This window comes from Duganella rivi (assembly GCF_009857435.1).
Lineage (GTDB): Bacteria > Pseudomonadota > Gammaproteobacteria > Burkholderiales > Burkholderiaceae_D > Rugamonas > Rugamonas rivi.
This window is the reverse complement of sequence record NZ_WWCK01000004.1, coordinates 775,027-788,981: the sequence shown is the minus strand read 5'-3', so window position 1 is coordinate 788,981 and position 13,955 is coordinate 775,027. Positions and strand designations below refer to the sequence as shown.

Genomic DNA, 13,955 nt, shown 5'->3' with positions numbered 1-13,955 from the left:
CATCTGGCATTGTCCCATACAGGCCGTTTTTAGGGTATTCAGGTCGCTACAGAGAACGTGGCGACGCTGCTTTGCAGTCCGCCGGCTGCATACTGCAACTGGTGAACTGCTTCGCTGGTCGATTTAAGCGAGTCCACGGTTTGCTGGGTGGCGTCGTTCAACTGCATCATGGTTTCGTTAATCTGGGCGGCGCCGACGGCTTGCGACTGCATCCCTTGCAGCACCTGGTCGAATTGCGGGGCCAGTTTCTGGACTTGATCCATCACGCCGGACAATTGATTGGTCACGGCGCGCACTTCGCCGACGCTGCGGCGTATCTCTTCGGAGAATTTATCCATGCCCATCACGCTGGCGGAGACGGCGGACTGCATTTCCTTGAGCATCTGCTCAATGTCCCAGGTGGAGACGGAGGTTTGGTCTGCCAGCCTGCGGATTTCGGTGGCGACGACGGAGAAACCGCGTCCCGCCTCGCCGGCCTTTTCGGCCTCGATGGCGGCGTTGAGCGACAAGATATTGGTCTGGTCGGCCACCTTGGTGATTGTAATCAGAACGCTGTTGATATTGCTAGCTTTTTCCGACAGCGCCGCCAATTTGGCGTTGATCGAGTCGGTCGCAGTGACCATGGTTTGCATGGTGCCGTCCATGCGCTTCAAGTTCCCTTGCGCTTCGGCGGTGGCGTGAGTAGTGTAGTCGGCGACTGAAGTAGCTTCCTCCATGGTCTTCACCAGATGCGAAATGTTGGCCGAGATTTCCTTGGTGGTGCTGAGGATCTCGACGCTGGTCTGCGCCTGTTCAACGCCGGTGGCTTCCTGCTGCTTGGCCGAAGCGGCGATCTCGGTGGCAGAGGTAGTGACTTGGATGCCGGCCTTCTGCACGTTATTCAGCAGCACGCGCAGATTGTCGAACATGCGATCCAGCCCTTCGGCCAGTTGGCCGATAGCGTCGGTACCGGTGACTTCTATCTTGCCGGTTAGGTCGCCGTTGGCGGCTTTGGATACCACGCCCAATAAAGAATCTACTTTGGACTTGAGCAGATTGGTGGCCGCCAATTCCTTGGCCAGACTGTCCTGTATCGATTGCGCCATCTGATTGAACGCGTTGGAGACCTGACCCAGTTCATCGTTGGAACTGACTTCCACGCGCGCATCCTGTTCGCCATGGGCGATGCGTTCGACCACGGAATTCAAGCGCATCAGTGGCGCAGCCAGTGCTCCCGACAACAGCAGGCCAATCGCGATGGCCAGCACGGTGCAGACCGCGCCGCCGGCTACCAGCAGCAGCATCATGGATTCGGACAGATTGCTGGAAGTGCGCGAGCGCTCGGCCAGCAAGCGTTCCTCGTCGCCGGTGATTTCTTTGAGCATGCGGCGCGCTTCGGCCACGGTGCGGCTGCCGTTCAGTACCTCGGCGCTGTTGACGGTCTGCGCGCCGCTGCGGCGTTTCTCCAATTGCGGATGGATGACGCTACTGAGCCAGTTATTGATGAAGGGTGTGAAGCGCTTGAGGCGCGCCTGCTGGGTCGCGTTGTCGGCGGTGAGTTTGGTGATCTGTTCAATGTGGTGGCGCAGCGCGTCCTCTTCGACGCTGACTTGCTGGGTGATGCTGTCGTCGCCAGTAATCAGAAAACCGCGCACGGAGCTTTGAATCTGCATCATCGCGGTTTCGATCTGTCCTGCTTCCAGCAGCACCGCCAGCGTATGCCGATCCCACTCGCTGGCGGTGGAGAGCTTGGTGAAGTTGGTATAGGCCATGGACAGCAGGATCACGATGATGGCGACAATAGCGCCAAATCCTACTGCGAGTTTTTTCTTGATACTGAGGTTTGCTAGCATAGTCGCTCCACTCTCGATCAGGCAGTGGAGCCAATGTATCAAAAAAATGGCCGCTCAGCGAGCGGCCATATTTGGGCGAAGCGAGTGTGGCTTATTGACCGCGCTTCAGGCGCGCGTTTGCAGCGATGCGCATGCGCAGGGCGTTCAGTTTAATGAAGCCGCCGGCGTCGGCCTGGTTGTAGGCGCCGCCGTCTTCGTCGAAGGTCGCGATGTTCATATCAAACAGCGAGTCGGTCTTCGAATCGCGCGACACCACGATCACATTACCCTTGTACAGCTTGACGCGCACCCAGCCGTTCACGGTCTGCTGCGTGTGGTCGATCAGGGTCTGAAGCGCGACGCGCTCCGGCGCCCACCAGTAGCCGTTGTAGATCAGCGAAGCGTAGCGCGGCATCAGGTCATCTTTCAAGTGCGCCACTTCGCGATCGAGCGTGATCGATTCGATGGCGCGGTGGCCTTTCAGCATAATGGTGCCGCCCGGGGTTTCGTAGCAGCCGCGCGACTTCATGCCGACGTAGCGGTTTTCCACCAAGTCCAAACGGCCGATGCCGTGTTTGCCGCCGAGGCGATTCAGTTCGGTCAGCACGGTGGCCGGCGACATGCGCACGCCGTTGATGGCGACGATGTCGCCTTTTTCGTATTCGAGGTCGACGTACTCGGCCTGGTCAGGCGCCTTCTCAGGGCTGACGGTCCAGCGCCACATCGATTCTTCGGCTTCGGCGCTTGGGTTTTCCAGGTGGCGGCCTTCGAACGAGATGTGCAGCAGGTTGGCGTCCATCGAGTATGGCGCGCCGCCGTTCTTGTGTTTCATATCGATGGCGATGCCGGCGTCTTCTGCGTACTTCAGCAGTTTTTCGCGCGACAGCAGATCCCACTCGCGCCAAGGAGCGATCACTTTCACGCCCGGCTTCAGCGCGTAGGCGCCCAGTTCAAAGCGCACCTGGTCGTTGCCCTTGCCGGTGGCGCCGTGCGAGATGGCGTCGGCGCCGGTCTCGTTGGCGATTTCGATCAGGCGCTTGGCGATCAGCGGACGCGCGATCGAGGTGCCCAGCAGGTATTCGCCTTCGTACACGGTGTTGGCGCGGAACATAGGGAACACGAAGTCGCGCACGAATTCTTCGCGCACGTCGTCGATGTAGATGTTCTCAGGCTTGATGCCGAACTTCAGCGCCTTGGCGCGTGCCGGTTCCAGCTCTTCACCCTGGCCCAGGTCGGCGGTGAAGGTGACGATTTCGCATTGGTAGTTATCCTGCAGCCATTTCAGAATGACGGAGGTATCGAGGCCGCCCGAGTAGGCGAGGACTACTTTTTTAATGTCGCTCATGATTGATTCCTGTTGATGATTACTTGTTTTCGATGCGGCCGAGCAGCAGGTACTCGATCAACGCTTTTTGAATGTGCAGGCGGTTTTCCGCTTCATCCCAGACTACCGATTGCGGGCCGTCGATGACGTCGGCCGAAACTTCTTCGCCGCGATGCGCCGGCAGGCAGTGCATGAACAGCGCGTCCGGTGCGGCGCGCGCCATTTTGGCGCTGTCGACGATCCAGCCGTCGAAGGCTTTCAGGCGGGCGGCGTTTTCTTCTTCGTAGCCCATGCTAGTCCACACGTCGGTGTTGACCAGGTGCGCGCCTTCGCAGGCGTCGGACGGATTGGAGAATACGGTGAAGCGGTCGGTCGAGACCAGCGACATATCCATCTCGTAGCCGTGCGGCGTCGAGACGTTGACGTGGAAGCCGAAGACCTCGGCCGCTTGCAGCCACGAATACAGCATATTGTTAGCGTCGCCTACCCACGCCACCGTTTTGCCGGTGATCGAACCGCGATGCTCGATGTAGGTGAAGATGTCGGCTGCGACCTGGCACGGGTGGTGTTCGTTGGTCAGGCCATTAATCACCGGCACGCGCGAGTTGGCGGCGAAACGCTCGATGATGTCCTGGCCGTAGGTGCGCACCATGATGATGTCGCACATGCGGGACATGACCTGGCCTGCGTCTTCCACCGGCTCGCCGCGGCCCAGTTGCGAATCGCGGGTGTTCAGGTAGATGGCGGCGCCGCCCAGCTGGTGCATGCCGGCCTCGAACGAGAGGCGGGTGCGGGTCGAGTTCTTATCAAACACCATGACCAGCGTGCGGTCGATCATTGGGTGGTAGATCTCGTAGTTCTTGAACTTGCGCTTGATGATGTGGGCGCGTTCGATGACGTACTCGTACTCTTCCAGCGTGAGGTCGGAAAACTGCAGGTAATGCTTGATCGGTTTTTGGATAGGCATAATGACAACTGACAGATAGCTAAAGCTTAGCCGATCAATTATAAAGGCAATTCGGCGGATAGGGCTAATCGCCGCACTTTATGCTGTCTATACAAATGGTTTAATTATAAATTTGAGTCGCTGCCGGCTGCTGGTGCTCGGGCGCCGTCAGGGGCAGGTCGAGGGTGAACATGGTGCCCTCGCGCGAGCTGTGTACCGAAATCAGTCCGCCCATGAGCGAAGTGACAATGTTGTAGCTAATCGACAGTCCGAGGCCGCTGCCGCCTTGTCCCAGCTTGGTGGTGAAGAACGGGTCGAAGATGCGCGACATATGCTCGGGCGCGATGCCGCTGCCGTTGTCGCGGAAGGTCACCAGCACCCGGCCTTCGACCGGCGCCTGCGCGCGCAGCCACATGCTGCCGCTGCCTTCGCGCGTGAAAGCGTGCAGCAGGGCGTTGTTGATGAAGTTGGCGATCACCTGTCCATACGGGCCGGGATAGCTGTCCAACATGATGGTATCCGGCACCTCGACTTCAATCCGGTGGTTGGAGGCCCGGATGCGGTTCATCATGGTGGCGATCACCTCTTGCGACACCTGCGCGAGGTTGAACTGGCGGCGCTGTTCGGTGGTGCGGTCTACCGCCACTTGCTTGAAGCTGTTGACCAGGTTGGCGGCGCTGGTCAAGCCGCGCATCACCAGCTCGTGCGCCTTGCGCGCGTCGTCGAGGTAGGCGGCAAGCGACGAGCGTTTCAAACCGCTGCCGTTCATTTGCGCTTCCAGTTCCTCGGTCTTTTGCATCAGGGTGCTGGCGATCAGCAGGCTATTGCCGATCGGCGTATTCAACTCGTGCGCCACGCCGGCCATCAGCGCGCCCAGTGCCGCCAGCTTTTCTTGCGAGACCAGCTGGGTCTGCGCATCCTTCAGCTGGCGATAGGCCTCGGCGTTATCGAGCGCGATGGCGCCGTACGCGCACAGGGTGCGGAAGATCAGGCGCTCGCGCGCGCCGTAAGCGTTGGGCAGCGTGCTTTGCACCGTCATCACGCCCAGCGTGCGTTCGCCCACCAGCAGCGGCACGTACAAGGCGCTGGTCATCACCTGCGTGCCGGGGGCGAGGAAGATGTCCTCGGGCCCGGCGTCGGCCACGTAAATCTCGGTGCGCTCGCGCAGGCTGCGGGCGGCGTTGGCGCGCGGGTTGGCGATGTCGATGGTGTTGCTGGCCAGCGGCTGGCCGTTCTCGATGCCGAACACGCGGCTGATGGTGTCGCAGCCCGGATCGCACATATAAATCGCCAGCGAATTGGCCGGCAACAGCGCTTGCACGTGGCGGTTCAGCGCCTTGAATACGGCGTTGGCGTCAAGATGGGTGGTGATCTCCTGGCCGATCACGGACAGGCGTTCCAGCGTGGAGGTGGTTTGCTGCAGCAGCTGCACGCGGCGCGCTTCGGCGGCGGCCAGTTCGCGGTGATGCAGGCCCTCGGCGCGCGCGTTCTCGGTCTGGTGCTGCACCTGCATGGCGATGGCGCGGTTGGTGGCGTCCTGGCTGTGGGTTTTCTCGCGCGCCGACGCCGCCAGTTGCGCCGATTCGTAGGCCTTTTTGTAGTCGCCGATCTGCGCGTACTCGCGCGCCAGTGCGTCGTGCAGGTCGGCGGGCAGGGTGTAGCCGTTGATGTGGCTTGCCACCGCCAGCGCCTGGTGCAGGAAGTGCAGCGTGGCGTTAGGTTCGGTCATGCCGTCCGGCGCCGGTAGCTGGTGGCGCAGGTGGATCAGCGACATCACGCGCAGCGCCGCCACGTGGTTGTAGCGGTTGTCCTGTTCCTGCGCCAGCTGCGCCGCTTGTTCAGCCATCGCCAGCGCTTCTTGCGGACGGTCCAGGAAGCACAGCGCGTGCGCCTGGCCGCGCCGCGCGATGCTTTGGAAGTCGGCGTGTTGCAGGCTTTCGCCGCGCACTTGCAGCTTGCGGAAGGCCGACAGCGCGGCGGTGTAGTCGGCCTTGTCCAGCGACAGGTCGCCCAGGTAGTGCAGCGCGGTGGCGTAGCTGCGCGAACCGGACATCGGCGCCAGGATTTCCAGCGCTTCTTGCAGCAGTTCTTCGGTGGCCTCCAGCCGTCCAAGGCGGCGCATGGTGTCGGCGGTGTGCATCAGGCAGGCGCCGATGCTGCGCGGCCAGTTGGTGGGGCGTGCCAGATCGAGCGCGCTTTCCATCCACTCCAGCGCCGCGTGATGGTCGTTAAGGGTGGTGAAATCGAGGCCGATGTTGATGGCGGCGGTGATCGCCATGCGCAGCTGGCCGCTTTCCAGCGCCGCTTCATAGCAGTGCAGATAGTGGCCGGCGGCGGCGCCGAAGTCGCTGGCCTGGCTGGCGGCCAGGCCGTAGTAATCGAAAATCCAGCTGGCCACGGCCGGCAGGTTTTCTTCTTCCTTGCTAAAGCGCTGCGACCAGCGCTGCTGCGCGCTGGGCAGGTCGTGCAGCACGGCCCAGCGGGCATTGACGGCGTCGGCGATGGCGCAGCGCTGGGCATCGCCGGCTGCGCGCGCGGCGGCGGCCATTTGTTCCAGTGCGGCGGCGGCGCGGGCGTGGTCGCCGCTGTCGATGGCGATCCATGCGCGCAGCCAGTGGGCATCGGCCTGGCCGATGGTGTTGCCGAGGGTGGTGAAGCGCGCGCCGGCGTCGGCGGCTTGTTCGTCGGCCACTTCCAGCTGGCCGGACAGCCATGTGGCTTCGGCGCGTATCAGCAGGAAGCGGGCTGCGATGGCTTGGCTATCGGCGCTGGGCAGGTCGGCGGCCGGCAGCAGGGTCAGGCCTTCTGCCGCCAGTTCGAGGGCGCGCGGCGTGTCGCGCTGGCGCAGATGCCATGCCAGCGGCAGCAGCATCGGCAGGCGCGCAGGGCCGCGCAGGGTAGGCAGGGCAGCCTCCCAATCGGCCAACGCGTCGTCCAGCGCAAACATGTCCATCACGGTTCCTCGGGCTAATTGCCTCAAGGCATTATAGACACAAAACCTTGTTTTTAATACAGGGTCTGTGAAGATTCATGCAAGAGCTGGCCGTACAGCGTATGCCGCATCCTGGCGATCTTGCCTTCCTCGACGGCGGCCAGCACGGCGCACTGCGGTTCGATCAGGTGGCGGCAATTGTAGAACTTGCAGTGGCCGAGGTATGGCTCAAATTCTACGAAAGCTCGCTCCAGCATGCCCTCGGTCAGATGGTAGAGGCCGAACTCCTGGAAACCGGGCGAATCGATGATGGCCGCATCCGGGCCCAGCTCGGGCAGGGTGTACAGGCGGGTGAAGGTGGTGGTGTGCTTGCCGGTGTCCAGCGCCGCTGAGATTTCACGCACGGCGATGTCGGCTTCCGGGATCAGCAGGTTGATCAGCGAGGACTTGCCCATGCCGGACTGGCCGATCAGGATCGACGATTGGCCGGCCAGCAGCGGTTTCAAGATGGCCAGCGTTTCCTCCGGCTTGGCCTTGGCCGATACCTCGTGCACCGGGTAGCCCAGCGCGGCGTACGGCGCCACGCGTTCGCGGGTGCGCGGCAGCGATTCGGCCACGTCGGTCTTGTTGAGGATCAGGTGGGCCTTGATGCCCGCCGCCTCGGCCGCCACCAGCGCGCGCGAGACCAGGTCGTCGGTGAAGCCCGGTTCGGTGGCGACCACGATGAACAGCTGGGTCAGGTTGGCCGCCAGCAGCTTGGACTTGTATTGATCCGAGCGGTACAGCAGGGTCTTGCGTTCTTCAATCTTGTCGATCACGCCCTGGTCGGGCGAGGTCAGCGTGATGTGGACGATGTCGCCCACGGCCACGTTGGTCTTCTTGCCGCGGGTGACGCATTGCAGCTTGAGGCCGTCCGATTCCGCCAGGTAGTGGCGGCCGTGGGCGGCGATGATGGTGGCTAAACGTTTCTCGCTCATTATTGCGCCGCCAGATTCAGTTGACGGATGCGCACGCTGGCCGGCGGGTGCGAGTCGTAGAAGGCCGAGTGCAGCGGGTCGGGCGTCAGGGTGGACGCGTTGTCCTCGTACATTTTGACCAGCGCCGAGACCAGGTCGCGGGCGTCGGTGTGCTTGGCGGCGAAGGCGTCCGCTTCGAACTCGTGCTTGCGCGAACCGATCGAGGTCAGCGGGTTGAACAGGAAGGTGAACACCGGCAGCACCAGCATGAACAGCAGCAGCACCATGGCGTCGTTGCTCTGGCCCGGCAGCGTCAGCGGATTGACGCCGAGGCCGTCGTAGAACCAGACCTGTGTTTTCAGGTAGCCGAGCAGGGCCAGGAAGCCCAGTGAAATGGCAAACATCATGGCAATGCGCTTGATGATGTGCTTGAGCTTGAAGTGGCCCAGCTCGTGCGCCAGCACCGCCTCGATTTCCTGCGGCTGCAAGCGCGCCAGCAGGGTGTCGAAGAAGACGATGCGCTTGGCCGCGCCGAAGCCGGAGAAGTAGGCGTTGCCGTGGGCGCTGCGCTTGGAGCCGTCCATCACGAACAGGCCCTTGGAAGCGAAGCCGACGCGCTGCATCAGGCCCTCGATGCGGGCTTTCAGCGACTGGTCTTCCAGCGGCGTGAATTTGTTGAACAGCGGCGCGATCACGGTTGGGTACAGCACCATGATCAGCAGCTGGAAGCCGCTCCACACGATCCAGGTGTACAGCCACCACAGGTCGCCGGCCTTGCCCATCAGGGTCAGGATCACCCACATCAGCGGCAGGCCGATGGCTGCGCCCAGCAGTGCGCCCTTGATCATGTCGGCAAAGAACAGGCCTTTGCTCATCTTGTTAAAGCCGAAGCGCTGCTCCAGCTTGAACTGCTTGTAATAGTCGAACGGCAGGTCGATGGCGCCCGAGATCACGGTGAAGGCGGTCAGCAGCACCAGCTGGTAGACCATGCCGGGGCCGGTGATCTGGAACACTTGCAGCGACAGCCATTGCAGCCCGCCCAGCAGGGTAAAGCCGATCAGCACCAGCGTGTTGACCACCAGGGTCAGCAGGCCGAACTTGGTGCGGGCGATGGTGTAGTCGGCGGCCTTTTGATGGGCCGCCAGCGGGATCTTTTCAGCAAATTCCGCCGGCACGGCGCTGCGGTGGGCCAGCACATGGCGGATGTGACGCGAGGCCAGCCAGAAGCGGACGAGCAGCGTCAAAATGATGAAAGATACGAACAAAATCGAAAACGCAAGTGAATACATTCGGTGCCTGTGAGAAAATGGCGGATTCGGATTAATTTAGCCAAGAGAGAATTATGTCACAAGCTACAGATTTGCCAGAAGGTTCCGCTGCTGCCCCGGCCACGCCGCGTCAGAACGAGTTCAACCTGGTGTGGGTGGATATGGAAATGACCGGCCTGGAGCCGGACACCGACCGCATTATCGAAGTGGCAATGGTCATCACCGATATGCACCTGAACGTGCTGGCCGAGGGCCCGGTGTTTGCCATCCACCAGTCGGACGAAACGCTGGACAAGATGGATGCATGGAATAAGGGCACGCACGGCCGCTCGGGCCTGATCGACCGCGTGAAAGCGTCGACCGTGACCGAAGCGCAGGCCGAGGAAGAGCTGATCAAGTTCATGAAGCTGTGGGTGCCGAAGGGCAAAGCGCCGATGTGTGGCAATACCATCGGCCAGGATCGCCGCTTCATGGTGCGCTACATGCCGAAGCTGGAGGCCTTCTTCCATTATCGCAATATTGACGTTTCGACCCTGAAAGAACTGGGCAAGCGCTGGAACCCGACCATGGTCAGCGGTTTCAAGAAAGCGCAAAAGCACACCGCGCTGGCCGACATCGTCGAATCGATCGAGGAACTGAAGTACTACCGCGAGCACTTCATCAAGCTGTAAAACAGACAACGCCGGCCAATGCCGGCGTTGGTGTTTTGGCGTACATAGCCGGGCGTATGCCTGGGTTAAAGTAAGCCATGACTCGTTCTTATCTCCTACTGGCCATTGGCGTTCCAGTGTTATTGCTGGCGCTGGCCGCCTGTTCGCCACTGGCCACGCTCAATGCCTTGTCGCCGAGCGGCGCTTCCGATTGCATCGAAGGCGTTGCCTATGGCGATGGCCCGCGCCGCAAGCTGGACGTTTATCGGCCACGCGGCCTGAGTGGGCGGGCGCCAGTCGTGGTGTTTTTCTACGGCGGCAACTGGGTCGGCGGCGCGCGTGGCGACTACGCGTTTGTCGGCCGGGCGCTGGCGGCGCGCGGCATCGTGGCGGTGATTGCCGATTATCGTCTCTATCCTGAAGTAAGCTATCCCGAATTCCTGCGCGATGCCGCGCGGGCGGTGGCATGGACTGCGCGCGAGGCGCCGCATTATGGCGGCGACCCGAAACGGCTGTTCGTGATGGGGCATAGCGCCGGCGCCTATAACGCCGCCATGGTGGCACTGGATCGGCGCTGGCTGGCGGAGCAGGGCATGGCGCCCTCCGGCCTGCGCGGCTGGATCGGCCTGGCCGGGCCGTATGATTTTCTACCGATTCAAAACCCCACCACCAAGCCGGTATTTCATTTTCCCGACACGCCAGCGGATTCCCAGCCTATCCATCATGTGAGCGCGGCCTCGCCGCCAGCCTTGCTGATCGCTGCGCGCAAGGACAAGCTGGTGGAGCCGATGCGCAATAGCGGCCAGTTGGCGGAATTGCTGCGCGCGCAGCAGGTTCCTGTGCAGGAGCGCTATTACGGTGCGGTTCGGCACACCACCCTGATCGCCACCATCGCTGCACCGCTACGCTGGCTGGCGCCGACGCTCGATGATGTGGCGGAGTTCGTGCTCAAACCGCCCGCATGACGAAGGGCACGCCGCGCGCCCAGCGGTTGGAGGAGAGTGAGAAGCTGAGCGCGTGCACCTGGTGGTACCAGCCGGCCGGCACGTACAGCATGTCGCCCGGTTCGACGATCACTTCGATCATGGTCGCTTGGCGGGCCAGCGGGTAGTGCTCGTAGTCGGGCGCTTCCGGGTTGAACGGTGAGCCGAACAGGATGGCGTTGGCTTCCTTTGGATACAGGAATTCGTCGTGATGCGGCGGCGACAGGAAGATGCGCTTGGTGCCCCAGATCTGCGCGAAGATATTGTCGTCGTAATCGCAGTGCAGCGGCGTCATGGTGCCGACCGGGCCGATCCAGAAACGGGGCGGGCCCATCTTGTCGAAGTAGGTAGGCCAGTGGCACATGCTGTTCAACTCACGCAATTCCAGATTGCCGAGGTAGGGCGGCAAGCCTTCGGTGCGCTCTGCGAGGTCGAGGTATTCGGCCATGGTCATATCCTGCATGGCGCGGTCAGGCGCGAAGGCGGTGCCGATGTAATCGCCAACGCGGGCGCGCACCGCCATGTGGCCGTGACGCTCGCGCAGAATGGTCTGCGGCTGCTGGGTCAGCGGCCAGCGGCCGACCACACCCTCAACCAGGAACGGCAAGCCCTGCATGGCGCGCGCGCGAAACGCCGCCGCATCCTGCAAGCGGACGCGCAGTACTTCGGTAATGGCAGGCAGTGCGCGCGAAGCCTGCTTAATCGCCTCGCGCATCTCATGAATCGAACTCACGCCGCGCACCTGGGCATCGCGCTGCTCACGCGCGAGCTTCTTGGCGGCTGCCTCGTCGGCCGTTTCCAGCGCCAACACCCGCGGCGGCAATTTCTGTTTTCCTAACATCTTCTCAATCTTTGTTGCGTTACAGGCAGAACTTTACCAGCAATCGGCCTCTCTTCAATAGGCGGCGCGGACGGCTTCGTTGGCGACGGTGAGGCGGGAGGCGAGGACGTTGACGACGAAGCGGTGGAATTGCTGGGCGCTGGCGCCGTCTTCGTGTTCCATTCGCTGTAGCGCGGCCAGCGACAGGCGGCGCACGCGGGTGGGGACGTCGGCGCGGACGTCGGCGCTGCGCGGGTTCTGCGTGTACAGGGCCATCTCGCCGACGATGGTGCCCGCGCCGAAGGAGCGCAGGCGCAGTGCGCCGCCATCGGCCAGCGGCAGCGAGACCGTCACCCGGCCGTGTTCGACGATGTAGACGGCATCGCCGGCATCGCCACGGGCGAACAGCAGTTGGCCGGCGGCCAGCTCGCGCTGTTCCAGTTGCGCCTCCAGCCGCTCCCACACGTCGGCGGTGAAGTGCGCTTGCAGGCCCAGGGCGCTGTCTTGCGCAGTGTGATGGGCGGCGGCGAGGATTTGTTCTTCGGCCCATTCCAGTCCGGCATCGAGGCTGTCGAAGTCCAGCACGGTATTGCTGAACAGGCCCGCCCGCTCCAGCAGTTGGCGCGCGTCGGCAGGCAGGGCGGTCAGCACCAGCCGCACGCCGGCGATGTCGCAGCTTTGGCGCAGTTTGAGGAAGCTGACCGAGGTGGAGGCGTCCAAGCCGTCGATCTGGCGGAAGTCCAGCAGCACGACGCGCGGCGCTTCGGCGGCGGCCAGGCGCTCGCGCACATGGCTCAGGATGGAGTTGGCGGTAGCGAAGAAGAGGAAGCCGTGCAGGCTGGCGCCGATCACAGCGCGGCCATGTTCGCGCAGCCGCGCCGTGTCTTCGATCGAACGCTCGACGTTGGAGCTGCGCGCGTGCAGGTCGAACTCGCTGCGGATTACGCTCACGCGCCCGTACTTGACCACGAACAGCACGCACGCCGCCAGGATGCCCAGCGCAATGCCGGCCACCACGCCATGCACCGCAATCACCAGCACGATCAAGGGAATCAGCAGGTACTCGGCGCGGCCCAGCTTGCGGTAGGAGTTGATCAGCCACTCTTGTATCAAGCCGATGGCGATGTAGAGCTGCAAACCAACCAGCACCGACTTCGGCATCCAGCCGATCAAGCCCGGCGCCAGTACCACCACCAGCAGGCAGCCGACGGCGGCCGCAATGCCGCTGCTGCGGTCGCTGGCACCGGCACGGCGATTGAGCATGGTGCGGCTCAGCGACTGGTAGCCGACGATGCCGCCGCACAGTCCGCCCAGCACATTGGCCGCGCCGGCTGCGCGCATTTCGCGGTCGAGGTTGGGATCTTGCTGGCAGGCCAAGCCGGCGCCGGTGGCGTTGAGCAGGATGGTGAGGGCCGATACCGCCACCACGGCCAGAAATTCCGGCGCGTGGCCGAGGATGACGTGCCAGTGGATTTGTTCCAGCGGCAGCATCAGCGGCGCTTGCAGTGCCGACAGCGGCACCGCCTCAAACAGCAGTCCGAGCTGGCGCGCCTGCGCCGCCGTCATGCCGCTCAAGTGCATGCCGGCAAAGAACACCAGCAGGCCGGCGCTGATCCCAACCGGCACCACCAGTGTAAAGCGCTTGAGCGTGCGCGCGCCGATCATCAGCGCGGCGCACACCACTACCGCCGGCAGCCATGCCAGCCACGGCAGCGAGAGCAGGGCGTCCAGCTGCGACCAGTGCAAGCCGTGGCCGGTCAGGACGCGGAAGGCGCCGGCCAGCAGCAGGTAGCCGGTGCCGGCAAGGTAGCCGCCAATCACAGGAAACGGCAGGAACTGGATCACCGCGCTGCCGTGCGTGGCGCCGAGCAGATAGAGCAGCAACCCACTCACCACCGAAGCCAGCGCCAGAGCGGCCAGCAAGGTCACCAGCAGATCGGGGCCGGCCGCCATGTCGGCGGCGATGCCGGTGGCCAGCCCGGCGAGAATGGCCGAGGCGTTGCCATCCGGCCCGCCGATCATGAAGCGGATGGTGCTGCCCATGGCAATCACCGGCGCCACCACGATGCAGCTAACCAGCGTCACCAGTACGCCTGCCGGCAGGTAGGGCGTGAGCGAGCCGCTGAAGATCAGGGCGGCGTAGCTGAGCGCGTAGCACAGCATCACCACCGCCGACAGCAAGCCAGCGCCGATATTTACCGGCAGCGGAGCGCTCCGGTCTGTCGGCGGCAGCAGCGTGACGGGAGTACCGGAGGCGTTCATGAT

General features: G+C 63.0%; 10 protein-coding genes. 2 read left to right on the top strand and 8 right to left on the bottom strand.

The features are described 5' to 3' along the window. Nucleotides 1-38 precede the first annotated feature (38 nt). The 6 genes from GTP45_RS16085 to GTP45_RS16060 form a co-directional block, all read right to left on the bottom strand. Nucleotides 39-1,832, bottom strand: coding sequence for a HAMP domain-containing methyl-accepting chemotaxis protein (locus GTP45_RS16085; protein ID WP_161014846.1), 1,794 nt, complete (start codon nt 1,830-1,832; stop codon nt 39-41). A 91-nt stretch (nt 1,833-1,923) separates the two neighbouring features. Continuing rightward, on the bottom strand, nt 1,924-3,156 hold the full coding sequence (locus GTP45_RS16080) for an argininosuccinate synthase (protein ID WP_161014845.1): 1,233 nt from the start codon (nt 3,154-3,156) through the stop codon (nt 1,924-1,926). A 19-nt stretch (nt 3,157-3,175) separates the two neighbouring features. Next, nucleotides 3,176-4,102 (bottom strand): ornithine carbamoyltransferase, encoded by a 927-nt coding sequence (gene argF / locus GTP45_RS16075; RefSeq protein WP_161014844.1) that lies wholly within the window; start codon nt 4,100-4,102, stop codon nt 3,176-3,178. A gap of 100 nt (nt 4,103-4,202) precedes the next feature. Continuing rightward, nucleotides 4,203-7,034 (bottom strand): ATP-binding protein, encoded by a 2,832-nt coding sequence (locus tag GTP45_RS16070; RefSeq protein ID WP_161014843.1) that lies wholly within the window; start codon nt 7,032-7,034, stop codon nt 4,203-4,205. 53 nt (nt 7,035-7,087) lie between these two features. Further along, complete coding sequence (rsgA, locus tag GTP45_RS16065) at nt 7,088-7,990, bottom strand: ribosome small subunit-dependent GTPase A (protein ID WP_161014842.1); 903 nt, start codon at nt 7,988-7,990, stop codon at nt 7,088-7,090. Then, on the bottom strand, nt 7,990-9,258 hold the full coding sequence (locus GTP45_RS16060; protein WP_161014841.1) for a M48 family metallopeptidase: 1,269 nt from the start codon (nt 9,256-9,258) through the stop codon (nt 7,990-7,992). The genes rsgA and GTP45_RS16060 overlap by 1 nt, the downstream gene beginning before the upstream one ends. 53 nt (nt 9,259-9,311) lie before the next feature. Between GTP45_RS16060 and orn the strand changes: the two genes are divergently transcribed. Continuing rightward, nucleotides 9,312-9,908: an oligoribonuclease gene (orn, locus tag GTP45_RS16055; RefSeq protein WP_161014840.1), complete on the top strand. Its 597-nt coding sequence runs from the start codon at nt 9,312-9,314 to the stop codon at nt 9,906-9,908. 77 nt (nt 9,909-9,985) lie between these two features. Further along, on the top strand, nt 9,986-10,852 hold the full coding sequence (locus tag GTP45_RS16050; RefSeq protein WP_161014839.1) for an alpha/beta hydrolase: 867 nt from the start codon (nt 9,986-9,988) through the stop codon (nt 10,850-10,852). Here the strand turns inward: GTP45_RS16050 and GTP45_RS16045 are convergent. Continuing rightward, complete coding sequence (locus GTP45_RS16045) at nt 10,836-11,711, bottom strand: cupin-like domain-containing protein (protein ID WP_161014838.1); 876 nt, start codon at nt 11,709-11,711, stop codon at nt 10,836-10,838. The genes GTP45_RS16050 and GTP45_RS16045 overlap by 17 nt on opposite strands. A gap of 54 nt (nt 11,712-11,765) precedes the next feature. Then, nucleotides 11,766-13,952 (bottom strand): SulP family inorganic anion transporter, encoded by a 2,187-nt coding sequence (locus GTP45_RS16040; protein WP_161014837.1) that lies wholly within the window; start codon nt 13,950-13,952, stop codon nt 11,766-11,768. Nucleotides 13,953-13,955 lie beyond the last annotated feature (3 nt).

Coding starts and splice junctions, on each gene's coding strand:
- GTP45_RS16085 (WP_161014846.1), bottom strand. CDS start 1,832: ATGCTAGCAAACCTCAGTATCAAGAAAAAACTCGCAGTAGGATTTGGC.
- GTP45_RS16080 (WP_161014845.1), bottom strand. CDS start 3,156: ATGAGCGACATTAAAAAAGTAGTCCTCGCCTACTCGGGCGGCCTCGAT.
- argF (WP_161014844.1), bottom strand. CDS start 4,102: ATGCCTATCCAAAAACCGATCAAGCATTACCTGCAGTTTTCCGACCTC.
- GTP45_RS16070 (WP_161014843.1), bottom strand. CDS start 7,034: ATGGACATGTTTGCGCTGGACGACGCGTTGGCCGATTGGGAGGCTGCC.
- rsgA (WP_161014842.1), bottom strand. CDS start 7,990: ATGAGCGAGAAACGTTTAGCCACCATCATCGCCGCCCACGGCCGCCAC.
- GTP45_RS16060 (WP_161014841.1), bottom strand. CDS start 9,258: ATGTATTCACTTGCGTTTTCGATTTTGTTCGTATCTTTCATCATTTTG.
- orn (WP_161014840.1), top strand. CDS start 9,312: ATGTCACAAGCTACAGATTTGCCAGAAGGTTCCGCTGCTGCCCCGGCC.
- GTP45_RS16050 (WP_161014839.1), top strand. CDS start 9,986: ATGACTCGTTCTTATCTCCTACTGGCCATTGGCGTTCCAGTGTTATTG.
- GTP45_RS16045 (WP_161014838.1), bottom strand. CDS start 11,711: ATGTTAGGAAAACAGAAATTGCCGCCGCGGGTGTTGGCGCTGGAAACG.
- GTP45_RS16040 (WP_161014837.1), bottom strand. CDS start 13,952: ATGAACGCCTCCGGTACTCCCGTCACGCTGCTGCCGCCGACAGACCGG.